Source organism: Altererythrobacter sp. CAU 1644, assembly GCF_029623755.1.
Classification (GTDB): domain Bacteria; phylum Pseudomonadota; class Alphaproteobacteria; order Sphingomonadales; family Sphingomonadaceae; genus Erythrobacter; species Erythrobacter arenosus.
The window spans coordinates 605,572-627,133 of the sequence record NZ_CP121106.1 but is presented as its reverse complement, the minus strand read 5'-3'; the positions used below and the strand labels follow the sequence as shown (position 1 = coordinate 627,133).

The 21,562-nt window shown below is 64.4% G+C and carries 22 protein-coding genes; 11 read left to right on the top strand and 11 right to left on the bottom strand.

All coding sequences use genetic code 11. From position 1 onward, the window contains the following. Window positions 1-5: 5 nt before the first annotated feature. Genes P7228_RS03175 through crcB form a run of 6 tightly spaced genes read right to left on the bottom strand, consistent with a single transcriptional unit; the run spans window position 6 to window position 3,726 of the window. Entirely contained in the window at window positions 6-701 is a 696-nt protein-coding gene (locus tag P7228_RS03175; protein WP_278016777.1) for an ATP12 family chaperone protein, read from the bottom strand. Then, entirely contained in the window at window positions 698-916 is a 219-nt protein-coding gene (locus P7228_RS03170; protein WP_278016776.1) for a hypothetical protein, read from the bottom strand. Before P7228_RS03170 ends, P7228_RS03175 begins: the two co-directional genes overlap by 4 nt. Beyond that, a complete protein-coding gene (locus P7228_RS03165; protein ID WP_278016775.1) occupies window positions 913-1,560 on the bottom strand; it encodes an HAD-IA family hydrolase in 648 nt (215 codons plus the stop codon). The genes P7228_RS03170 and P7228_RS03165 overlap by 4 nt, the downstream gene beginning before the upstream one ends. Next, window positions 1,557-2,159 (bottom strand): FMN-binding negative transcriptional regulator, encoded by a 603-nt coding sequence (locus P7228_RS03160; RefSeq protein ID WP_278016774.1) that lies wholly within the window; start codon window positions 2,157-2,159, stop codon window positions 1,557-1,559. The genes P7228_RS03165 and P7228_RS03160 overlap by 4 nt, the downstream gene beginning before the upstream one ends. Next, a complete protein-coding gene (locus P7228_RS03155; protein ID WP_278016773.1) occupies window positions 2,159-3,319 on the bottom strand; it encodes an RluA family pseudouridine synthase in 1,161 nt (386 codons plus the stop codon). Before P7228_RS03155 ends, P7228_RS03160 begins: the two co-directional genes overlap by 1 nt. Beyond that, window positions 3,316-3,726, bottom strand: a complete 411-nt coding sequence (gene crcB / locus P7228_RS03150; protein WP_278016772.1) for a fluoride efflux transporter CrcB — start codon at window positions 3,724-3,726, stop codon at window positions 3,316-3,318. The genes P7228_RS03155 and crcB overlap by 4 nt, the downstream gene beginning before the upstream one ends. Window positions 3,727-3,953: 227 nt before the next feature. On the opposite strand from crcB, the gene rpsU reads away from it, so the two are divergent. From rpsU to gatA, 4 genes are all read left to right on the top strand, one after another. Further along, entirely contained in the window at window positions 3,954-4,160 is a 207-nt protein-coding gene (gene rpsU / locus P7228_RS03145) for a 30S ribosomal protein S21 (protein WP_066772550.1), read from the top strand. 114 nt (window positions 4,161-4,274) lie between these two features. Further along, window positions 4,275-4,844, top strand: coding sequence for an FKBP-type peptidyl-prolyl cis-trans isomerase (locus P7228_RS03140; RefSeq protein ID WP_278016771.1), 570 nt, complete (start codon window positions 4,275-4,277; stop codon window positions 4,842-4,844). A gap of 82 nt (window positions 4,845-4,926) precedes the next feature. Beyond that, complete coding sequence (gene gatC, locus P7228_RS03135; protein ID WP_278016770.1) at window positions 4,927-5,229, top strand: Asp-tRNA(Asn)/Glu-tRNA(Gln) amidotransferase subunit GatC; 303 nt, start codon at window positions 4,927-4,929, stop codon at window positions 5,227-5,229. Further along, complete coding sequence (gatA, locus tag P7228_RS03130; protein WP_278016769.1) at window positions 5,229-6,710, top strand: Asp-tRNA(Asn)/Glu-tRNA(Gln) amidotransferase subunit GatA; 1,482 nt, start codon at window positions 5,229-5,231, stop codon at window positions 6,708-6,710. The genes gatC and gatA overlap by 1 nt, the downstream gene beginning before the upstream one ends. Before the next feature lie 26 nt (window positions 6,711-6,736). Here the strand turns inward: gatA and P7228_RS03125 are convergent, their stop codons facing one another. Both P7228_RS03125 and P7228_RS03120 read right to left on the bottom strand, forming a co-directional pair. Then, window positions 6,737-7,423: a class I SAM-dependent methyltransferase gene (locus P7228_RS03125; RefSeq protein WP_278016768.1), complete on the bottom strand. Its 687-nt coding sequence runs from the start codon at window positions 7,421-7,423 to the stop codon at window positions 6,737-6,739. Further along, on the bottom strand, window positions 7,366-8,409 hold the full coding sequence (locus P7228_RS03120; protein WP_278016767.1) for an acyltransferase family protein: 1,044 nt from the start codon (window positions 8,407-8,409) through the stop codon (window positions 7,366-7,368). The genes P7228_RS03125 and P7228_RS03120 overlap by 58 nt, the downstream gene beginning before the upstream one ends. A 114-nt stretch (window positions 8,410-8,523) precedes the next feature. On the opposite strand from P7228_RS03120, the gene gatB reads away from it, so the two are divergent. The 6 genes from gatB (at window position 8,524) to P7228_RS03090 (ending at window position 14,231) form a co-directional block, all read left to right on the top strand. Further along, window positions 8,524-10,020 (top strand): Asp-tRNA(Asn)/Glu-tRNA(Gln) amidotransferase subunit GatB, encoded by a 1,497-nt coding sequence (gene gatB, locus P7228_RS03115; RefSeq protein WP_278016766.1) that lies wholly within the window; start codon window positions 8,524-8,526, stop codon window positions 10,018-10,020. A gap of 13 nt (window positions 10,021-10,033) precedes the next feature. Continuing rightward, the gene (locus P7228_RS03110) at window positions 10,034-10,498 is read left to right on the top strand and encodes a tRNA (cytidine(34)-2'-O)-methyltransferase (RefSeq protein ID WP_278016765.1); all 465 of its coding nucleotides are present in this window, start codon (window positions 10,034-10,036) and stop codon (window positions 10,496-10,498) included. A gap of 127 nt (window positions 10,499-10,625) precedes the next feature. Next, window positions 10,626-11,468, top strand: a complete 843-nt coding sequence (locus tag P7228_RS03105; RefSeq protein WP_278016764.1) for a hypothetical protein — start codon at window positions 10,626-10,628, stop codon at window positions 11,466-11,468. Next, entirely contained in the window at window positions 11,465-12,667 is a 1,203-nt protein-coding gene (locus P7228_RS03100; protein WP_278016763.1) for a M48 family metallopeptidase, read from the top strand. Before P7228_RS03105 ends, P7228_RS03100 begins: the two co-directional genes overlap by 4 nt. Next, window positions 12,664-13,263, top strand: coding sequence for a hypothetical protein (locus tag P7228_RS03095; RefSeq protein WP_278016762.1), 600 nt, complete (start codon window positions 12,664-12,666; stop codon window positions 13,261-13,263). Before P7228_RS03100 ends, P7228_RS03095 begins: the two co-directional genes overlap by 4 nt. Window positions 13,264-13,364: 101 nt before the next feature. After that, the gene (locus tag P7228_RS03090) at window positions 13,365-14,231 is read left to right on the top strand and encodes a hypothetical protein (protein ID WP_278016761.1); all 867 of its coding nucleotides are present in this window, start codon (window positions 13,365-13,367) and stop codon (window positions 14,229-14,231) included. A gap of 81 nt (window positions 14,232-14,312) precedes the next feature. On the opposite strand, the gene P7228_RS03085 is transcribed toward P7228_RS03090, so the two are convergent. From P7228_RS03085 to P7228_RS03075, 3 genes are read right to left on the bottom strand one after another with little or no spacing between them, the layout of a single operon-like run. Next, entirely contained in the window at window positions 14,313-14,618 is a 306-nt protein-coding gene (locus P7228_RS03085) for a hypothetical protein (protein ID WP_278016760.1), read from the bottom strand. A 38-nt stretch (window positions 14,619-14,656) separates the two neighbouring features. Continuing rightward, complete coding sequence (locus P7228_RS03080; RefSeq protein ID WP_278016759.1) at window positions 14,657-17,554, bottom strand: M16 family metallopeptidase; 2,898 nt, start codon at window positions 17,552-17,554, stop codon at window positions 14,657-14,659. Between the two features lie 49 nt (window positions 17,555-17,603). Beyond that, window positions 17,604-19,805 (bottom strand): acylase, encoded by a 2,202-nt coding sequence (locus P7228_RS03075; RefSeq protein ID WP_278016758.1) that lies wholly within the window; start codon window positions 19,803-19,805, stop codon window positions 17,604-17,606. A 160-nt stretch (window positions 19,806-19,965) separates the two neighbouring features. Here P7228_RS03075 and P7228_RS03070 point away from each other — a divergent pair, with 160 nt between their 5' ends. Beyond that, window positions 19,966-21,477 carry a leucyl aminopeptidase family protein gene (locus tag P7228_RS03070; protein WP_278016757.1) on the top strand — a complete coding sequence of 504 codons (1,512 nt, stop codon included), beginning with the start codon at window positions 19,966-19,968 and terminating at the stop codon, window positions 21,475-21,477. Window positions 21,478-21,562 lie beyond the last annotated feature (85 nt).

Genomic DNA, 21,562 nt, shown 5'->3' with positions numbered 1-21,562 from the left:
GGGGCTCAGGCTCTCGCCAGCCGCAACCATTCGACCGCGGCGAGGAAATCTTGCGCGCGCCGGGCTCGGCGTTCTTCGGCCTGGGCATCGCGCCCCCATAGATCAGCCTGCCATTCCTCTTCCAGGCTGGCGGCGGCCCACAGCTTCTCGACATCGGCATCGGGCTCGGCGGCTTCGAGCGCGATGCACAGCGAGGCGGCCAAAGAGGCGAGCGTGAAGAGGCCGGCGAGGGTAAAGGGGTCGAGCGTCTCGAGATGCCGACGCAGCACTGCCATGCTCGCTTCCGGCTGGGCGCGATGCATGATCCCACTGATCCGGTGGAGGCGGATTGCGTGGCGGCTCTCAAGGGCGCCGATCACCGGCTCCCATTCCTCCTGCTGGCGCTTGAACAACGCGTCCTCGGGATCGGCCCGGTAGCACAGCGTGTCGGTCTCGGCGAAGCCAACCAGCTTGTCGATCGTTTCGGAGGGATCGGAGGCAACATGGTCGATCGCGTAGTCGGTCTGGTCGCGCAGGCGGAAGCTCTTGGGGTCGATCTCTTCACCTTGAGCTGCCCATTCGGCAGCGAGTTCTTCTGCCAGGTCGCGCGACGGCACCACCTGCGGGCGGCCGCCCTGCGTCTTGATGCCGCGCCCGTCGAGCATGACTTGCCAGCCGCCAGCAGCTTCGCCGACCGTCGCTTCGCGATAGAACCGCTTCACTGGTCGTCGCTCCTCCAGCGCCGGGCGAGCAGGTTGGGGCCGAAGAAGAATCCGAACAGGCCGATGATCGCCAGCGCGATACCGGGCATTCTCGGGAAGTCGACTGCGCCCTGCGAGGCGGCAATGCCGAAAAGAACACAGCCGAGGGAGATGAGGCGCACGAGGTTGAGCACCATGAACCGGCGGCGCGCCACCGCTTCGGCTTCGTCGATCACAGAAGTTTCTCCAATGCCTCGATATCGCTGGCCACTGCCGTGGCGCCCGCCTGCAACAATTCGTCGGGGGCGTGGTATCCCCACGCGACTCCGATCGCGCGCACGTTGGCGTCACAGGCCATGACCACGTCGAAGGTCGTGTCGCCGATCATCACCGCGTCGGCAGGCGTGACGCCTGCTTCGAACAGTGCCGCCTCGAGCATTGCGGGATGCGGCTTCGAAGGATGGCGGTCGGCAGTCTGCAGCGAGACGAACAGGTCAATGATACCATGCGTTTCGAGGCAGGCGGTGAGCCCACGATCCGATTTGCCGGTTGCGACGGCCAATTGCCAGCCCGCGGCGTGCAGGCCGGTCAGCAATTCGCGCATCCCATCGTAGAGTGGCTCGTGCAGCCGCCCCGACTGGCGCCGCGCATAGAACGCGTCCTTGTAGTTCTGGACCAGCTCCGCCTGTCGGTTCTCCGGGAGGTCGGGCACCAATCGGCGCATCGCCACCGGCAGGCTCAGCCCGACCATGCGCCGTACCTCGTTCATGTCGGGTGCCTGCTCGCCCGCGAGCACGAAGGCATCCACCATCGCCGCGCAGACGTCAGCCTGCCCATCGACCAGGGTTCCGTCGCAATCGAAGACGGCCAGGCGAGTCATGCTGGCAAGTCCCGCATCAGCCCTGCCATCGCCGCATCGCCCTGCCGTTCAAGGCCCGCGATCACGGGCGCGCGAACTTCGGCCGGCTTGTTCTGCGACAGCTTGGCGGTCTCACGCCAGTTTTCGACGGTCATCTCGAAGCCGACGATGGCGTTGAGCAATCCTTCGCGATGTTTGTCGGACAGCTTGTCCATCGTCCACGGCGTTCCGTCCAGGATGCGCGCCTCGTGGCGCGCGCTCAATGCTGCGAGCAATTCGACGAGCCCCTCGCGGTCGATCCGCTCGACAGTCCCTTCTGCCTCGACAGCGAGGTAGTTCCAAGTCGGCACCTGGTTCGGGTCCTCGTACCATCGCGCGGAGATATAGGCGTCGGGACCGTTGACGATGATCAGCGCCCGGCAATCGGCAAGGTGCTTCGTCAACGCGTTGCCACGCGCCAGGTGGAAGCGGATCTTGCCGGTTTCAGTCTGAAGCATGGGCGTGTGCGCCACGCGTGGGCCGTCGGGGGTTTCGCAGAATACCATCCCGAAACCGATCCTATCGATCAAGGACTTATGAAACGATTGATCTTCATGGCGAAAATGCTGGTTAGGATGCATCAGCGCTTCCTGCCCTTGGCCGGCCCCTTGGGTTTGCCCTTCTTGGTGGGGGCCGTGCTGCGCGAGCGGCGCTCCCCGCGGCGCGACTTGCGATATTGCTTCGCATGGGCGCGCGCGGCCTGCTTCTTCTCCGCCTTGGTGCGCTCGGGCGCCTCATCGCCCTTAAGCGGCTCGGCATTGCTCAGCGCCTGATCGAAGCCGAGCGCCTCCATCGTCGCGGCAAAATGCTCGGGCAGTTCGGCCGTGACGTCGAGTTTGCCGCCGCTCTTGCTGTTGGCGGAAGGCTCGCCAATCACCAGCCGCCGTGCGTGGAGGTGCATCTTGCGGCTGATCGCTCCGGTGAGGAAGGCATCCTGCCCGCCGTATTTGCCGTCGCCGACGATCGGATGACCGATCGCCGCCAGATGGACGCGCAACTGGTGGGTGCGACCGGTCAGCGGCTCAAGCTCGACCCAGGCGGCGCGATTCCCGGCCTTGTCGACCACGCGGTAGCGCGTGACGGCGCGCTGGCCGTTCTCCTCGTCGACATGCATCTTCTCGCCGCCGGTGCCCGGTTGCTTGGCCAGCGGGGCATCAATCGTGCCTTCGTGGATGTCGGGAACGCCGACCACCAGCGCCCAGTAGACCTTGCGCGCGCTGCGGCCCGAGAAACGCTTGGAATAGCTCGCTGCGCTGCCCGGAGTGCGCGCGATCAGCAGGACACCCGAAGTATCCTTGTCGAGCCGGTGGACGAGGCGCGGACGCGGTTCATCATCCGAATGAAAGGCGTCGAGCAGGCCGTCGACATGCTTGAACGTTTTGCTGCCGCCCTGCGTGGCGAGCCCGGGCGGCTTGTTGAGGACGATGGCGGACTTGGTCTGGGCGATGACCATCGCCTGCGCTTCGGCGATCTCTTCATCGCTCAGCTCGCGGCGCTTGGGCGGCTTGCGGTCCTTCTGCTCGCCGCCTGGGGGCACGCGGAGCAACTGGCCGGCTTCCAGCCGATCCTCCGGCTTCACCCGCTTCCCATCGACCCGAATCTGCCCGGTTCGCGCCCATTTCGAGACTGTCGCAAAGCCGATCTGGGGCAGGTTGCGCTTGAACCAGCGGTCGAGCCGAATGCCGTTGTCGTCTTCTGCGACGGTAAACTGGCGCACTTCCATGGAGGCTTCACTGGTCATGCCGCGATCCGCATCACGATCAGGCCGACATAGAGCGCAGTCAGGCCGGCCAGCACAGAAACCAGCGCGTAGCCCAGGGCGAGCGCCGCATCGCCGCGCTCGATCAGCACCATCAGTTCGAGGCTGAAGGCGCTGAAGGTGGTAAAGCCGCCTAGCAGGCCGACCCCGATGAACAGGCGCAACTGGTCGCTGCCCATGTCGCCGTGGCGGGCGAGCCAGCCGGCAATAATCCCCATCGCCAGGCTCCCGATCACGTTGACAGCCAGCGTCGCCCACGGAAACTGGCCGATCGTCGCCGGTCCGAGCCATGCAGTCATGCCGCGCCCGACCTGATACCGGGCGAGCGCGCCGAGCGCGCCCCCGATGGCGACGTGCATCGAGGCGACGAAGGGGGAGGTGACGGACATTGCGCGCCTCTTAGCTGCCGCGGAGCGATATTCCTAGGCGGGATCGTCGGCCCGGGATGGCGTGCGAGAAATCCCTGCTTTCGCTTGCCAATCCGCGCTCGTTTGACTATGTGCGCCCCAGTTCGAGCCGATCCGAAAGGGATTCGGCGCAATTTTCTTTGACTTATCAAGGCGCATCCCCGCGCTGCATGCGGGCTCTACGCTTTTGTAGTGAGGTGTTGGATTTTATGCAGATCATCGTTCGCGATAACAATGTCGACCAGGCTCTCCGCGCGCTCAAGAAGAAGCTGCAGCGGGAAGGGGTGTATCGCGAAATGAAGCTGCGTCGCCACTACGAAAAGCCGAGCGAAAAGCGCGCTCGTGAAAAGGCTGCTGCCGTTCGCCGCGCGCGCAAGCTCGAGCGCAAGCGGATGGAACGCGACGGCGTCAAGTAAGTCGTCTATCGAGCGCTTTCGCGCTTGAACGCACTCTCACGATAAGCCATCAGGGCGCGGACCAAATCCGCGCCCTTTTGCTTGGGCGCCAGCCAATCATTTCAGGACCGCTTTATGGCCGAAGTTACCCGCGTACCGCTCCAGCCGATCGAGAAGGGCTCGCTTACCAAGCTGTGGCTGGGCATCGTCCTCGCCATCCTCGTCGGCGCCGGCATTGCCTGGGCGGCAGTGCCCAAGGGTGTGACCGTCGATGTCATCGCCGAGGGTACCGGCCCGAACCCCGGTCCCGAGGACGTGGTGTTCGTCAAATATGTCGGCAAGCTTGCCGACGGGACCGAGTTCGATCGCTCGCAGGATGTCCCGCTGCCGGTTCCGGGGATCTTCCCCGAAGGCAATCCGCTGCCGCTCGACGGCATGGTCCCGGGTTTCCGCGACGGCGCGATGCAGATGCAGAAGGGCGGCAAGTACGAGCTCTTCATTCCGGCCGAGCTCGGCTATGGAGCGACGCCGCCGCAGGGCGCCCCGATCCCGCCCAATTCCGACCTGCTGTTCGAAGTCGAGCTGGTCGACTTCATGAGCCGCGAGGATTTCCAGCGCCGTATCGGCGTGCTGCAGCAGATGATGCAGCAGGAAGGCGCGGCGATGCAACAACAGGGCCAGCAACCGCAGCCGGAGGGGCAATAGCCTACGCGCTCGCTTGAAGCGCGCTCGCGGCGCTGCTAGCGCGCCATTGCAAATCGAACCCCTATGACGAAGGGCAATCGGCATGTCCGTTGACAAGGCTACCGTGGCGAAGATCGCTGCGCTGGCACGCATCAAGATGAACGACGAAGAGCTGGAGCGCATGGTGCCCGAGCTCAACAATATCCTCGATTGGGTCGAGCAATTGGGCGAGGTCGACACCTCCTCGATCGAGCCGATGACCGCCGTCATCCCCAACAAGCTGCGCCTGCGCGACGACGTGGTGAATGCCGACGCCAAGACCGGCGGCGACCGGCGCGAAGACGTGCTGGCGAATGCCCCCGCTGCCGAACATGGCTTCTTCGGCGTGCCCAAGGTGATCGAATAATGAGCGATCTCACTCAGCTTGGCGTCAAGGCCATTCGCGACGGCGTTGCCGGCGGGAGCTTCACTGCGCGCGAAGTGGCCGAAGCCTTCAACACCGCCGTGGCCGAGGCGACCAGCCTCAACGCCTTCATCGTCGCCACGCCAGAACAGGCGCTTGCCGCGGCCGAGACCGTGGATGCCAAGCGGGCCAAGGGCGAAACGCTGGGCAAGATGGGCGGCGTTCCCATCGGCATGAAGGACTTGTTCGCGACCAGGGGCGTGCAGACCACCGCCGCGAGCCACATCCTTGAAGGGTTCAAGCCCGAGTACGAAAGCACCGTGTCGCAGAACCTGTGGGATGCGGGCGCAGGCATGCTCGGCAAGCTCAACCTCGACCAGTTCGCGATGGGTTCGTCCAACGAAACCTCTTACTTCGGCAACGTATCGTCGCCGTGGCGCAAGGCGGGCAGCAATGCCGCGATGAGCCCGGGCGGATCGTCGGGCGGTTCATCCTCCGCCGTGGCCGCGCGCATCGCGCCCGCCGCTACCGGCACCGACACGGGGGGCTCGATTCGCCAGCCCGCCGCCTTCACCGGCATCTGCGGGATCAAGCCGACCTATGGCCGTTGCAGCCGCTGGGGCGTCGTCGCCTTCGCCAGCAGCCTCGACCAGGCCGGTCCGATGGCGCGCAGCGTGGAAGATTGCGCGATCATGCTCGAGGCGATGGCGGGCTTCGACCCGAAGGATTCGACCTCGCTCGACATGCCGGTGCCCGAATGGGAGGCTGGGCTAAACGCCGACCTCAAGGGCAAGAAGGTCGGTATTCCGCGCGAATACCGGATGGAGGGCACCGACGAGGCGATCCTGAAGAGCTGGGAGCAGGGCAAGGAATGGCTGCGCGATGCGGGCGCCGAGATCGTCGATATCTCGCTGCCGCACACCAAGTATGCGCTGCCCGCCTATTACATCATCGCCCCGGCAGAAGCTTCGTCCAACCTCGCGCGCTACGACGGTGTGCGTTACGGCCTGCGCGAGCTGCCCGATGGGGCCGGCCTGCAGGACATGTATGCCGCGACCCGCGCTGCCGGGTTCGGCGACGAGGTCAAGCGCCGCATTCTGATCGGCACCTATGTGCTCTCGGCGGGCTTCTACGACGCCTATTACAACCAGGCGCAGAAGATCCGGGCGCTGGTCGCGCGCGATTTCGAACGGGCCTGGTCGGAGTGCGACGTGATCCTCGCGCCGACGACGCCGACCGCCAGCTTCCCGCTCGGTTCGCTCAATGACGATCCGCTGACGATGTATCTCAACGACGTGTTCGCGGTTCCAGCCTCGCTTGCGGGACTCCCTGCGATGAGCGTTCCCGCGACCATGACCGAAGATGGCTTGCCGCTCGGCCTTCAGCTGGTGGGCAAGGCGTTCGACGAGCAGGGCGTGCTCGATGCGGGCCTCGCGATCCAGCAGAGCGCCAACTTCACCGCGCAGCCGGAGAAGTGGTGGTAGCCTAGCGGCGGCGATCCGGGGCGGCGCTATTGCGCCGTCTTGCGCACCCGCAGGCGATATTGCGAGGCAAGGAAGCGCTCGAACAGGCCGAAGGTCACGAGGTTGATCGCTGTCTTCAGCCGCCCGGGAACATGGGCCTCCACAGCTTCGACCCGCATGCCCGGCAAGCTGACCAGTTCGATCATCGAGTGCCGGGTGAACCAGCGCAGGTGGGTGCGGTCGAGCACCCCCGCGTCGACGTAATCGAACCGGCCGCGCATCACCAGCGGGCCGACCAGACCGATGTAGTTGGCATTGGGCAGGCTAATGATCATGGCACCGCCCGGTTCGAGCGCTCCGGTAAGCAATTGCACCGTGCGCCACGGATCGCGCAGGTGCTCGAGTATGTCGAGGCAGAGGATCGTATCGAACGGCCCCAGCTGCTCCAGCAAGGCGGCGATGGTATCGAAATCCTCGAGATCGGCCTGCTCCGCGATGTCGATCCCCGCCGCGGCATCTCCTGCCACCCGGTCGAACAGCACCGTGGCGGTTGTGCCATCCCATGCCCTCAGCGCCGCTGCGGTGGCTCCAATGCCCCCGCCGAAATCGAGCACGCGCCCTGCCGGGCGGTCGACCAGCGGGAAGACGTCGGCGCGAACGCGGTCGTGATAGGCCTCTATCGTGGCGATGGCTTGCGTCCGTACTTGAGGGCGGGCCGTTCGACCACCAGCCATGACAAGAGGCCCGCGAATGCGGCAAGGGGCAGGGCCAGCAGCGCGTTGCCGAGCCAGGGCAGGGCAAATGTCAACGACAGGGGCACGAACATCTGCTGGATCGGAAAGGCGTAGACATAGACGCCGTAGGAGATGTCGCCTTTCGCGGTGAGCTTGCGGAATCGCTTGCCGCACAGATAGGCGAAACTCACCATGGCGTAGGCTCCGGCTGTCGCCGCGACTTCCTCGAACAGCGGAGTGAAGGCCGCAGCGATCATCAGTGCCAGAGCGTACCATGCCCAATCCCGGCGGATCACGACCCGGTCGGCGAACAGGTAGAGCAGCATTCCGGTGCCGTAGAAGCGAAACAATCCTGCCCCAAGGTCTAACACATAGGCTGCCCCTCGGGCACCATCGGGAATGGCCCAGGCGACAGCGAAACTCGCCAGCCATGCGGCGATAACCGCGGGTTTGCGCCAGCGCGCTGCTGCCAGCGCGATCGGCACGAAGACATAGCAGGCCATCTCATATTTGAGGCTCCACAGGCTGCCATTCACCGCGCGCATCGGATGGTCGAGAAACACGCCCGGCAAATCGTATCCCACCGGTAGAAACAGCGCATTGCCGAGGAAGCGGAGCGTCTCGGGATGTACCAAGAATTCACCCAGCGGCAGGCTCGAAAAAATCGAACCGAACACAAACGCCGAGATTGCTACGGAAACGACCAGCCCGGGCATGATGCGTCGCAACCTGCGATCGGCATAACGGGCGAGGCTTCCCCGGTCGAAGCTGGCCGATACCAGCAGTCCGCTGATCAGGAAGAAGGCGGCTACCGCCAGGTCGCCCAGTGTCGCTTGCCCCGTCAACGCCATGAGCGGTTCGTGGCGGCCAGTCAGCGGGAAGGAATGGCTGAAGATCACCGCGCAGGCGGCGAGAAGTCGGATCGTGTCGAAGCCGTTCTTCTCACCGGCGAGCGAAGATAGTGTCCTGCCTTGCAACGATTCCACCAGGCTGCCGAGAGCAGTGCGTGCGTCCCGCACCAGCGAATGGCAGGCATGGTTTGGCCTCACAAGGCAAAAAAGCCACTTTTCAGGCGCGCCGCGCCACCCTATCGCACCGCCATGAGCAACTACCGTATCCAGGGCGCCACCGGCGAGTGGGAGGTCGTCATCGGCCTCGAAGTGCACGCGCAGGTCACTTCCAATGCCAAGCTGTTTTCGGGCGCTTCGACCGAGTTCGGAGCCGAGCCCAATTGCAACGTTTCGCTGGTCGACGCGGCGATGCCCGGCATGCTGCCGGTGCCCAATCGCGAATGCATCCGCCAGGCGGTGCGCACCGGCATGGCGATCGAGGCGCAGATCAATAAGTACTCGCGGTTCGACCGCAAGAACTACTTCTACGCCGACCTGCCGCAGGGCTACCAGATCAGCCAGCTCTACCACCCGATCGTGGGTGAGGGCTCGCTCACCATCGACGCCGACGAGAAGGCCGGGATCGCCGAAGACAAGGTCATCGGCATCGAGCGGATCCACGTCGAGCAGGACGCAGGCAAGCTGATGCACGACCAGCATCCGACCATGTCCTATGTCGACCTCAACCGGTGCGGGGTCGCGCTGATGGAGATCGTCTCCAAGCCTGACATGCGCTCGCCTGCCGAGGCCGGGGCCTATGTCCGCAAGCTGCGCTCGATCCTGCGCTATGTCGGATCGTGCGATGGCAATATGGAAGAAGGCTCGATGCGTGCCGACGTCAATGTCAGCGTCCGCCGTCCGGGCGAGGAATTCGGCACGCGGACCGAGACGAAGAACGTCAACTCGGTGCGCTTCGTCATGCAGACGATCGAGCATGAAGCGAACCGCCAGGTCGATTTGATCGAAGGCGGCGGCACGGTGGTGCAGGAAACGCGACTGTTCGACCCGAACACCGGCACGACACGCTCGATGCGCTCCAAGGAAGACGCGCATGACTATCGCTACTTCCCCGATCCGGACCTGCTGCCGCTCGAACTGGAAGACAGCTTCCTCGAGGATTGCCGTGCGAGCCTGCCCGAACTGCCCGATGCCAAGCGCGCGCGGTACGAGAATGAGCTGGGCCTCACGCCCTACAACGCGCGCGAACTGACCGCCGAAGTCGAGACCTTCGCGCGGTTCGAAACCCTGCTCGGCGCCACCGCCAAGGCGATCGGCAAGGACGAGAAGGCGGTGGCCACGCAGGTCGCCAACTGGTCGCTCTCGGTCGCCCCGGGCGTCATCAAGTCGCTGGGTGACGAAGCCGATCCGGCCAACGCGACCGCCGAAGCGCAGGCAGCAATCCTCGCGATGCAGGACAAGGGCGAGATTTCGGGCGGGCAGGCGAAGGAGATCTTCGAGATCGTGCTCAAAACCGGCCGCGCGCCTGACGAGATCGCCGATAGCGAGGGCTTGAAGCAGGTCAGCGACACGGGCGCCATCGAGGCCGCGATCGACGACATCATCGCGAACAATGGCGACAAGGTCGAGGAGTACCGCGGCGGCAAGGACAAATTGTTCGGCTTCTTCGTCGGCCAGACGATGAAGGCGATGCAGGGCAAGGCGAACCCGGCAGTGGTAAACCAGATCCTGAAGGACAAGCTGGGCTAGCTGACGCGGGCCGATGACCTCCATCGTCCTTGTCCAGCCCGAGATTCCCGGCAACACCGGCGCGGTGGGGCGCACCTGCGTCGCGCTCGACATGGAACTGGTGCTGATCCACCCGCTCGGCTTCGATATCTCGGACAAGCGGGTCAAGCGTTCCGGCCTCGACTACTGGTCCCACATCAGGCTGGTCGAGTTTGCCAGCTGGGAGGCTTTCCTCGCCGAACGCACGCCGCGTGACGACCAGCTCTACCTGTTCGAGGAGTATGCCAACCGCAGCTTCTACGAGCCCGACTATCCCGAAGATGCCTATCTGGTGTTCGGGCGCGAAACCAAGGGCATTCCGGCGGAAATTGTCGCCGCGCACCGAGACCAACTGGTCAGCCTGCCGATGCGCTCGGACAAGGTTCGCTCGCTCAATCTCGCCAACACCGTCGCCGCGGCGGCCTATCAGGCGTTGAGGTCGCACCTCCCTAAACCCTGAAGCCCGGTCGGGCCAGGTCGGAGGCCCTGGGTCCGGCAAGCTGAATGCGTGGAACAAAACCGTTTCACGGACGGTTCATGCAAATGATGCAATATCAGGGACTTCCATACATAGGGGGTCTTGACCCATGAGACGCGTGCTAGGCGCCCTGGCTGCCGCTGCGCTGCTGGTCGTGCCGGTTGGCGCAGCCCAGGCGCAACTCGGCGGGCTGGAGCGCACCGAAGTCAAGGAAGGTTACCAGCTCAAGCCGGGCGAGGTCAGGATCCTCGTCTTTCGGCCGGACGTGCGCGTGGGCGCGCAGACGACCGGCGGCATGCACGAACCCAATGCCGAATGGACCGAGCAGGCCAAGGCCAATCTGATGGCCGCGCTCGAGAAAGAGCACCAGTTGCGCGGCACGCAGCTGGTAATGGTGGGCGACCAGGACGGGGAGAATACCGAGCTGGTCGAAGATTACACCGCACTGTTCACGACCGTCGCCAATGCCGTCCTCAATCACAAGATGGTGCCCAGCAACCGGCTCCCGACGAAGCGCGACAAGTTCGACTGGACGCTGGGTGACGGCGCTGCCCGCCTCAAGCCGCTGGGCGGCGACTATGGGCTCTTCTTCTACACCTATGACAGCTACGGCTCGACCGGGCGCAAGGTCATCCAGGGGCTGGCGCTGCTGCTTGGCGGAGGGTTCGTCCCGAGCGGCGTCCACATCGGTTACGCGGGCCTGGTCGACCTCGACACGGGCGATCTCGTGTGGCTCAACGTCGACACTTCGATGGGCGGCGATCCGCGCACCGTCGATGGCGCCGAGAAGCGGGTGAAGCAGCTGATGGAGGACTTCCCGGTCAAGGCAGAGGGTGTCGCGGCGCCCGAGGGCACGATCTTCTTCGAACCCGCACTGCCTCCCGATCCGGAAATGGAAAATTCGGCCGAGGCCGCGGAAACGCCCGAAGAGAGCCCGGAGGTCGACCAGTGAAGAGCATCCTCACCGCTTTGCTGGCCGGTACGCTGCTCTGCTCCCCGCTCGCTGCGCAAGACGCGGACGGTGCAAGCAAGCCTTTGCCAAGCGCACACAACTACGAGCCGCAGGACGATCTCGAACGCGGGCTCTGGTACGAGATGGACGAAGCCGAGCGGTGGCTGAAGCAATCGAAATTCCTGATCGAGGACCCCGAGCTCAACGATTATGTGCGCGGCGTGCTGTGCCGCACGGTCGGTGACGATCGGTGTGCCGCGACGCGCCTCTACATCGTGCGCACGCCCTACTTCAACGCGAGCATGGCACCCAATGGCGTTATGCTCGTCTACAGCGGGCTATTGCTGCGCATGCGCAGCGAAGCGCAACTGGCGGCGGTGCTGGGACACGAATTCACCCATTTCGAGAAGCAGCACTCGCTCCGTCTGTTCCGCAACATGCGCTCGAAGACCGACCTGCTCAGCTGGCTTTATGTCGTGCCTGTCCGCGTGCCCTATGCCGCGGCCGTCGGTACGCAGATGGCGATCATGGGCAGCCTCTTCTCGTTCGGGCGCGACATGGAGCGCGAAGCCGATGCAGGCTCGGTAACCGAGCTTGCGCGCGCCGGTTACGATCCGCGCGCAGCCTCGGCGATATGGTCGCAGCTCGGCGCCGAGATGGACGCTACCGCCAAGGAACGCGGTCATCGCAGCGACAAGAACCGCAACGGCGGGCTGTTCGCCACGCACCCGCGCTCGACGGAGCGGATGGGGACGCTCGCAAAGCTGGCGCAAGAAGCGCAGGTAGAGGGAAAAGGCATTGATAACGCAGCGGAATATCGCGCGGCATTGGCTAATTGGTGGCCGCGCCTGATCGAAGACCAGATTGCGCTGAAGGATTTTGGCGGAACCGAATATCTGCTCGCGACCCTGGCCGGCACCGACCCGCTCGGCTGGACCGGCGATCTGCTCTATGCCCGCGGTGAACTCTACCGCGCGCGCGGTGAAGCGGGTGATTTCGCCCAGGCGGCTGAATTCTTCCGTCAGGCGATCGCGGCCGGCAATGCCCCGAGTGAAAGCTGGCGCGGGCTGGGCCTGTCGCTGTTGCGCGATGGGCAGGCAACCGAAGGCAAGGCTGCGCTCCGCCAGTATCTCGAACTGGCGCCGGATGCGCCGGATGCCGCATTGCTCGCCTCCATGGCCGGGGAGGAAATCCAATGAAGTTTCGCATCGCCCTGATCGCCGCAGTATTGGCCGCCGGCATGGTCGCCGCACCCGCGCAGGCCGGGTGGCGGCTCGTCAAGAAGGACGAACCGCGTGAAGTCGCCCGATCGAATGTGATCGTGACGCCGACCGAGGACTGGAACCGCTCGACCCAGCGGCCTACCAAGCGCGCCGAGCTGTGGACCCGCGAGGGCATGCAGCTGACCGATCTCGGCTTCTATATGGGCATCAAGGATGGCGAGGCGCTGTTCAAGCGCCGCCAGGAAAAGCGCAATCCCATGCCGGAATTCGATTCCGACATGCTCCCGACCGACATCGTCGAATGGTACGAGGACACTGCCAATGTCGTTCTGGGCGGCTCGCTGTTCGAGATTACCGAGGTCCGACCCGCCAAGTTCGCAGGCTATGACGGCGTCCACTTCGCCTTCTCCTACACGGGCGGCGACAATGTCGAACGGCTCGGAGAAGTGCGCGCCGCCATCATCGACGAGCGCCTCTACCTGATCAGTTTCGACGCGCCGAAACTCTATTATTTCGACCGCTATATCTCGGGCGTCCGTGTGCTGATGGACAGCGCGCAAATAAAGCGATGAAATAACTGCCCAGCCTTCTAGGCTGTTAGGACAACTGCGTTTACAGACACTTCCATCTGGCCTGCACGGGTCGGGGGTGCGAAAACAAGCAGGGGTCGATCATGAATTGGAAGGTTATCCTGGGCGCGGGGGCATTGGCCTTCGCTGCGCCTGCCAGCGCAGAAACGCTCGACAATGAAACCGTTGTCATGCTGACGGAGGTCGGCCTCGGCGAGGAAGCCATCGTCGCCAAGATCCAGCAAACTCCGGGCAGCTACGACGTCACGACGGACGCGCTGATTGCGCTCAAGCAGAAGGGTGTTTCATCTGTCGTGATCGCGGCGATGATCGAGGCATCCAATTCGACCGGCGCCTCGATGTCGGCAGCGGCGTCGATCGACAGCCCTGACCCGCTTGTGCCGCACCCGCCCGGCGTCTACCTGCTCGCCGACTGGTCGGACGAGCCGAGAATGCACCTCATCGATGCGACGACCAGCAACCAGACCAAGACCGGCGGGTTCCTGGGCTACGCGCTCACCGGCGGCATTGCTTCGATGAGCTTCAAGACGGTGGTCCCTAACAGCTCGGCGCGTATCGCGGCTAAGGCCGCGCGCCCGACCTTCTATTTCTACTTCGACCAGGCGAGCAGTTCGCTTTCGAACCGCGGCGGGGCCAGCTTCTGGGACGCAGGTGCAGTCACCTCGCCGGCCGAATTCAGCCTCGTGCGCTTCAAGGTCAGGAGCGGACGCCGCGAAGCCAAGGTGGGCAAGTTCAATCTTGGCGGCGCCAAGGCGGGAGTAATGGAAAAGGACCAGATCCCGTTCGATTACGAGCGGGTGGCGCCCGGCGTCTTCAAGGTGCGCCCGCAAGTCGAGCTCGAGCGCGGGGAGTACGGATTCATCTACTCGACCGCAGCAGGTGGGGGCCCAGGCATTTCCGGCGTCGGCGCGACAACTTCGCGGATTTTCGACTTCTCGGTGGGTGGCTGAGCCGAGGTTAGCCGACCTTGCAGAAAGCAAAAGGGCCGCCGGATCGCTCCGACGGCCCTTTCGATTCTGTAAGGTGCTGGTTCAGCCCTGGCGCTGGCCTGTCAGAGCCATGTCGCCGAATGCGCCGGCGTTGACGGTGCCGGTCAGCTGGTCGCCGTCTACGGTGGCGGTGCAGTTGAGCGTCATCGGCATCGGCACGGTCATGTTCATCTTCCAGCTCAGCGTGTTGCCGTCGATGGTGCCATCGGCCACGTCCATCGAGCCCATGCCGCCGGCCATCGAGCCGGTGAAGCTGTTGCCGTCGTCACCGGGGACGACGGTGAAGGTGCCCTTCTGATCGCCCATCGGGCTTTTGACGACGGTATCGTAGGTTCCGGCAACAGACATGCAAATTTCCTCTCTTTGGGGATTGAAAGACGGGTGGTTTAATCCGCGCTACTGACATCAGAGTCAACTACTTCTCCGGTTTCCGGATCGAGGTAGGTGACCGGTAGGCCGAGCCCGGCAATCTGGCTGTCGATCTGCCCGCGGTCGCCGACGACGATGATGGCCATCTGGTCGGGTCGGAGATAGCGGGTCGCGGCCTGTTCGAGCGAGGCAGCGTCGATCGCACGATAGAGGTCGGGCAGTTTCGACTGGTAGTCGGCGGGGCGTCCCAGCCGTTGGTTATCGAGCAATGCGCCCAAGACCTGCGCATTGGTCTGATACCGGTTCGGCAGGTTGCGGATATTGCCATCGGTCACCCGCTGGAGTTCGACCGCATCGACCCCGCGTGTCGACGGGAAAGCGCGCATTTCGTCGAGGATCAGTTGGATCGAATCCCCGGTCCGGTCGGACTGAACCCGGGTAAACACGGTCAGGGCGCGCGGCCCAAGCGGATCGCTGATGTTGCTGCGAGCGCCATAGGACCAGCCTTTTTCTTCGCGCAGGTTCATGTTGATGCGCGACAGGAAGCCATTGCCGATGACTTCGTTGGCAAGTTCGAGCGCCTCCAGGCCCTGGTCGCGCCCGGTGAGGGGCAGCGCCCTGCCAAACAGCAGCACCGATTGCGGCGAGTTGGGCCGGTCGAGAACGTAGATCGCCGGACCCGTCTGCGCGACAGGGGCATCGAGCTGCTTTGCCGGGGGAGCGCCCGCAGGAGCCTGCCAGTCGCCGAAGGCGGCCTCGAGCGCTGGGAGCAGATTGGCCATCTCGACATCGCCCACGACCGTCACCCGCATGTTATCCGGGCGCAGCCAGGTGCGGTGCGCATCCGCCAAGCTCGCAGTGGTGACGGAGGATACGACATCGCGCTCTCCTGATGCGCCGACCGAGCCGTAGGGATGATCGCGGCCGTAGACGATCGGGCCGAACACGCGCTGCGCGAGGCCGATCGGCGAAGCGATCTGCTGTGCGATCGCAGCCAGGCGCTGGTCGCGAACGCGAGCAACATCGGTTTCGTTGAAGGCGGGGTTGCGCACGATGTCGGCGACGAGCTCCAGCGATGGGGCCAGATTGGCCGACAGCGTGTCGAGCGTCACCGTGCTGCGATCGACCGAGGTGCCGGTCGAGATCGATGCGCCCAGCAGTTCCTGTTCTTCTGCGATGTCATCGACGCTGCGCGTGGTGGTGCCCTGTTCGAGCATTTCCATCATCAGCGACTGCGTGCCTGCCCTGGCCGCACCGTCTGCAGCAAGGCCGGCATCGAATTCGATCGACATGAGGACCTTCGGAACTGCGGTGCGCCTTGCGAGCGTGACCTCAACACCGTTGGAGAGCCTGGCGCTCTGCGTAGTGGGGAAGGTGAGCGCCCCTACCGGCTCGACCGGAGGCATCTCGCGCGCTTCTCCCGAGGCCGTTTGGACGACACCGGCATTGGTCGAAGGCTCGGGCGGAACGGTGGCTTCGTCACCCCAGCCCCCCATGGTCGCCCCATCTTCGGTCCGTTCGCCCGGGACGATGGCCAGCTTGAATACGGGGCGCGTCAGCCACCGCTGCAGCGCTTCGCGCACCTGGCCGGGGGTCGTGGCAGCCGTTTCCCGCAGATCATCGAGATAATGGCCGGGATCATCGTTGAACAGCGCGCCTTCGGCAAATACGATTCCCTTGCCGCCGAAATCGCCAACCGCCTCCAGCTGGTTCACCGCTTGCGCGATCAACGAGGTGGCGGCGCGCTTGAGTTCCTCCTCTTCTGGTCCCGACTCCACGAGTTCGGCAATCAGAGCATCGAGGCGCGCTTCAGCCGTAGCGCGGTCGACGCCCGGCTTGACGTCCATCTGCGCGACCATGATCGACACGTCCTCGGCCAGCAGGTTGAATGCGCCGACGGAAACGGCCAGCTGTTCCTCGCGAACGAGGGCCTTGTCGAGCCGCGAGCTATTGAGGCTGCCGAGCAATTCGAAGCCAAGCGCCAGCGGGATTGCGTCCGGATGATCTTGCGCCGGCCCTGACCAGGCGCGGTAGACCCGCGGCAGGGGAACCTGGTCGGCGATCTCGCGCGACTTGTCGGCCGCCAGGGTTACCGGACCACCTTCGACCTTGCGGACTTCGGGTCCGGCCGGGATGCTGCCGAACCAGCGTTCGACCTTGGGGCGCGCGGTCGCGGCATCGATATCACCGGTCAGCACCAGCACTACATTGTTGGGGCCGTAGTTGTCCTTGAACCACTGGTGGACGTCGCCGAGCGAGGCCGCGTCGAGATCCGCCATCGAACCGATCACCGAATGGCGATAGGGGTGGCCGACAGGGAACAGGCCTTCGAGCAGGGCATAGAAGGTGAGGCCATAGGGCTGGTTGTCGCCCTGACGCTTCTCGTTCTGGACAACGCCCCGCTGTTTGTCGAGCTTGGCCTGGTCGACCGCGCCAAGCAGGTAGCCCATGCGGTCGCTTTCCATCATCAGCGCAAGATCGAGTGCCCCGGTCGGAACGGTTTCGACGTAATTGGTGCGATCGAAATTGGTGCTGCCGTTCGTGCTGGTCGAGCCTGCGGCCTCGAGCGGAATGTCGAAATTGTCGACGTTCTCCGACCCGGTGAACATGATGTGTTCGAACAGGTGGGCAAAACCAGTGCGCCCGCGCGGCTCGTGCTTCGAACCGACACGATAATAGGTTGTGACGCCCACGATCGGCGCCTTGCGGTCGGTGTGGACCACAACTTCCAGCCCGTTGTCGAGGGTGAAGGTCTCGTAGTCGAGCTTGACGTCCTCGATCATCTCCCCGAGCGGAGCGACGGCTACTTCGGCGCTATTCGTCGCGGCCGTATCGGTTGCACTTTCGGCGGCAGGTACGGTTGCACATCCGGCGAGAGCCAACGCAAGGGCAGAGGTAAGCATCAGATTTCGCATGGGTTCTCCTTGGGGGCTGCGAGATGTCTGTCTTGAAGGAAGCGGAAGTCTAGCGGTTGCGGACCGTATATCTCCGCGCCGCATTGGCAAGTACGTCGTCACGCCAGAAATGGACCGGTTTCAACTTGTGCTCGACAAAGAGCTGCATCTGGTCGGTGTAGTGCGGGCTGTCGGGCCGGGTGCTGGCCGAACCGAACGGCTGGATCGAGCGCGACAAGACCCGCTCGCCCTCGGCCCATTCGACCCACTGGATGAAGCTGTCGCCATGGACCAGGCCGAGGCGGCCGTCTTCGTCGATGCGCCAGGTCGTGGAAGCGCGCAGGGTGTCCGAGCCACCATCGAGCGGCAGGTCGACGTCGCCCTGCCGTAGCCGCAAGAGCTCGGACATGGGCGGGTCGATCCGGCCGAAGTGATCTTCGAGATGTCCTACGGCCCATTCCAGCTTGTCGCGCACATCGGGCAGCGGCTTGTTCTGGTACTCGGCCGACATGAAATCCTTGATCATGAGCAGGGCAAGAGCGTCCGCGCCGCCCCTGCTGTCGGCGGTGAAATCCCACTGCAGCAGAAGATCGCGGGCCTTGGCGAGCTCGCTACCGTTTGGCAGATCGAGCCGTTCGAGAGCGTCCCACAGGTCGCCGACATAGCCCTCGCGTTCATAGGCGGTGTCGTACTTGATCCGTCGCAGCGTCTCGCGGTTGAGCAGGCTCGCCTCGCTCAGCAGCTTCCACGCCCGACGCGAGCGGTTGGTCTGCTTCTCCTCGATGCCCAGGATCGGTGCGAAGTCATCGGGGTCGAGATCGCTGCCCGGACCGGCGGCGGTGTAAGGTTCGTTGTTTGAGTTGTAGAGCCAGCCCGACGCCGGATTGATCAGCTTGGGCAGGGCGGCATAGTCCACCGTCTCCCGCCAGATCGCCTTGCTGTCATCGCCGGGCAGGACGCCGCGCCAGTTGTAGCCCTCGGGTCGGTCGGGGATCGCGGCATTGTAGACATAGGCGATGTTGCCGGCCTTGTCGGCGTAGATGAAGTTGGTGGAAGGGACGTCGAGACGCGCGAGTTGCGCCTGCCATTCGTCGAGGTTCTTCGCCTTGTTGAGCCGGTAGTAGGCATCGAGCTGGTCGATATTGTCGATCCCGCCATATCGGATCGCATAGACGCCGGTGTGGTTGAAGATAACCGGCCCATGCACGCTGCGGTGAACGGTGCGGCGGATCGGAAGCGTGATCGGGCCGAGCTTTACCGGCAGCGTCACGGTAGTGCTCTCAAGCGCGCGCCATTCGCCGTCGAGCCGATACTTCGTCCCGCTTTCGTCCATCTCGAGCCGATAGACGTCGGTCAGGTCGGGCCGATTGACCGTGTTGGTCCAGCCGAGATTCTCGTTGTGCCCGAGGAAGGGATAGGGCGATCCGGGGAAATTGGCCCCGGCATAGTGCCAGCCTTCCCCGCTCTCGACGACGAGCTCGTACCATGCCACGCCGCCGCGCAGCGGCTGGTGCGAGTTGGAGATGAGCACGGTCGGGCCGCCAGATTTCTCGGGTGCGACGGCAAAGGCGTTCGAACCCGACAGCGCGCCATCAGCACCGAAGGGCGAATAAGCGAGATCGTCGTCCGCCTCCGCTTGCACCTCGACCACTTCGCCCGCCTCGTTGCGCGGATAACCGGGAATGTCGGGCCCGAATTCGCGCCGCATCGGTTCGCCTGTAACGAGCGGCTGGATCACGCCGTTGAGGCCGAAGAAGAAGGGTTGCCGGAGCGCAAATCCCGCGGCGACATCTGGCCCATTGACCGGGAAGAGGTTGGCGAGTTTCAGTTCCCCCGGATGATCCTCGGCATATTGGTTGAGCCCGCTGGCATAGGCATCGAACAGGGCCTGCGTGTCCGCCGGCAGGTTGGGGTAGTGCCTTTCGGCGGTCCCCCGCGCGTCGAGCAAGTGATAGACGAAGTCGATCGCTGCGCCGTCTTGTCCCGCAATTGCGCCGTAGCGACCTTTCGCCATCGCGATGACGTCCTGCAGAGTCGAAAAATCGTCCTCCGAATGGGCGATAGCGACCCCGAAGGCGACATCGGCATCGGTCTCGCCATAGATGTGCGGCACGCCATATGAGTCGCGGATGATCTCGGCCTGGTATTCACGTTCGGGTGGCGGCGCGCTTTGGCGAGCCAGGAACGGTTCCCACGTCGCGAGGGCGACGAAAGCCGCAATAAACAGGATCAGGAGCGCAAAACCGATGCGCGAAAGCCATTTGCGGAACACAGGGCGCCTCTTGTCGATTGGACGCTTGAAGATTGCGGTGTGGCTGGGCCAAGGTCAACCGCACAAAACACGAAATAACGGGGGCATAGCCATCAAACACCATCTCAAACTTGCCGCCGGCGTTGCGCTGGTTGCATTCGCTTGCGGCCAGCCGGTTGGCTTGGCTGCGCAGGACGTACCCGGCTCGGGTATCGCGCCCGGGACGCGCGAGAACAGCTCCGCCCGTTCGCTCGGCTTCTCGGAAGAGATGGCCCAGGCAGGCGTCGTGGTAGCGGTTGTCTCCGGGACTGATCTGCCAACGGATCTGACGCTCGATTCAAGTGCGCGCGAACGCGTGGCGAAGGCGGTGAGCGATGCGAAGTTCGAGGGCAAGCTGGGCCAATCGGTCAATGTCTATGCGGTAGGCGATATCGAGCATCTGCTGATCGTCGGCGCGGCGCGCGACGAGGGCCAGGCCCCCGACTGGCGCAGTGCCGCCGGGAGCGCGATCCAGGCGCTCTCGTCCAGCAAGGCTGCCATCGCGCTGGTGGGTGCTCCCGATGTCGCGGCGATGGCGGATATGGCCTTCGGCGTGACGCTCGGGCAATATCGCTTCGACCGCTACAAGAGCGACGCGAAGCCGACCGAGGCCGGCCCGGTCACGATCGTTGGCGGGCAGGCTGCCGCCGCGAGCGCGCTGTGGCAATCGCGCCATCAGCCGCTCGCCGAGGGTGTCGCTTTCGCCCGCGACCTCGTGAACGAACCTGCCAATGTCGTCTATCCGGAGAGCTTTATTGCGCGGGCGCGCGAGAAGCTGGCCGGGGTCGACCGCATCTCGATCGAGGTGCTGGATCAGGCCGACATGCGGCGGCTGGGCATGGGGGCGATTGCCGGGGTCGGGCAGGGCAGCCCTCGCGGCGCGCGGCTGATGATGATCACCTACCGCGGCGCAGGCGGTCCACCACTGGCGCTAGCCGGCAAGGGCATCACCTTCGACAGCGGCGGGATCTCAATCAAGCCCAACACCAATATGTGGGAAATGAAGGGCGACATGTCGGGTGCGGCCGCAGTGACGGGCGCGATGCTTTCGCTCGCCAAGTCGAAGGCGCCGGTCCATGTCGTTGCGGCTGTGGCGCTGGCCGAAAATATGCCGGGTGGAAATGCGCAGCGTCCCGGCGACGTGGTCCGTACCCTATCGGGCAAGACAATCGAGATCCGCTCGACCGACGCCGAGGGGCGCCTCGTTCTGTCGGACGCCATCGAATATGCGGTCCAGCAGAAGAAGCCTTTCGCGCTCGTCGACATCGCCACGCTGACCGGATCGGTCGGCGTCGCCCTCGGGCCGGAATTCGCCGGGGTGTTTGCGCGCAAGGACGAGTATGCGAACAGGGCCATCGCTGCCGGGCGCGCGACGGGCGAGCACCTGTGGGCGCTGCCGCTGCATCCCAACTACCGCGACGCCGTGAAGTCCGACATTGCGGATGTGAAGAACAGCGATGCCAGCCCTGCACCAGGAGCGAGCGCCGGGGCGCACTTCATCGAGTATTTCGTCCCGGAAGACCTCCCCTGGGTTCACATCGACATGGCTTCGGTCGACCGGGCGGCGACCAACCTGCCGCTCGTTCCGGCTGGATCGAGGGGGTTCGGCGTGATGCTGCTCGACGAACTGGTACGGAACTGGCGGCCGCAATAGCCTGATACGCGGCGCAAGAGCGCGGCACCTAGTTGGCTCGGGATAAGTCACCGGCAGGGGTTTCGCTTGCCGGATTCGTCTGGCT

Coding starts and splice junctions, on each gene's coding strand:
- P7228_RS03165 (WP_278016775.1), bottom strand. CDS start 1,560: ATGACTCGCCTGGCCGTCTTCGATTGCGACGGAACCCTGGTCGATGGG.
- P7228_RS03160 (WP_278016774.1), bottom strand. CDS start 2,159: ATGCATCCTAACCAGCATTTTCGCCATGAAGATCAATCGTTTCATAAG.
- P7228_RS03155 (WP_278016773.1), bottom strand. CDS start 3,319: ATGACCAGTGAAGCCTCCATGGAAGTGCGCCAGTTTACCGTCGCAGAA.
- crcB (WP_278016772.1), bottom strand. CDS start 3,726: ATGTCCGTCACCTCCCCCTTCGTCGCCTCGATGCACGTCGCCATCGGG.
- rpsU (WP_066772550.1), top strand. CDS start 3,954: ATGCAGATCATCGTTCGCGATAACAATGTCGACCAGGCTCTCCGCGCG.
- P7228_RS03140 (WP_278016771.1), top strand. CDS start 4,275: ATGGCCGAAGTTACCCGCGTACCGCTCCAGCCGATCGAGAAGGGCTCG.
- gatC (WP_278016770.1), top strand. CDS start 4,927: ATGTCCGTTGACAAGGCTACCGTGGCGAAGATCGCTGCGCTGGCACGC.
- gatA (WP_278016769.1), top strand. CDS start 5,229: ATGAGCGATCTCACTCAGCTTGGCGTCAAGGCCATTCGCGACGGCGTT.
- P7228_RS03125 (WP_278016768.1), bottom strand. CDS start 7,423: ATGGCTGGTGGTCGAACGGCCCGCCCTCAAGTACGGACGCAAGCCATC.
- gatB (WP_278016766.1), top strand. CDS start 8,524: ATGAGCAACTACCGTATCCAGGGCGCCACCGGCGAGTGGGAGGTCGTC.
- P7228_RS03110 (WP_278016765.1), top strand. CDS start 10,034: ATGACCTCCATCGTCCTTGTCCAGCCCGAGATTCCCGGCAACACCGGC.
- P7228_RS03105 (WP_278016764.1), top strand. CDS start 10,626: ATGAGACGCGTGCTAGGCGCCCTGGCTGCCGCTGCGCTGCTGGTCGTG.
- P7228_RS03095 (WP_278016762.1), top strand. CDS start 12,664: ATGAAGTTTCGCATCGCCCTGATCGCCGCAGTATTGGCCGCCGGCATG.
- P7228_RS03090 (WP_278016761.1), top strand. CDS start 13,365: ATGAATTGGAAGGTTATCCTGGGCGCGGGGGCATTGGCCTTCGCTGCG.
- P7228_RS03085 (WP_278016760.1), bottom strand. CDS start 14,618: ATGTCTGTTGCCGGAACCTACGATACCGTCGTCAAAAGCCCGATGGGC.
- P7228_RS03080 (WP_278016759.1), bottom strand. CDS start 17,554: ATGCGAAATCTGATGCTTACCTCTGCCCTTGCGTTGGCTCTCGCCGGA.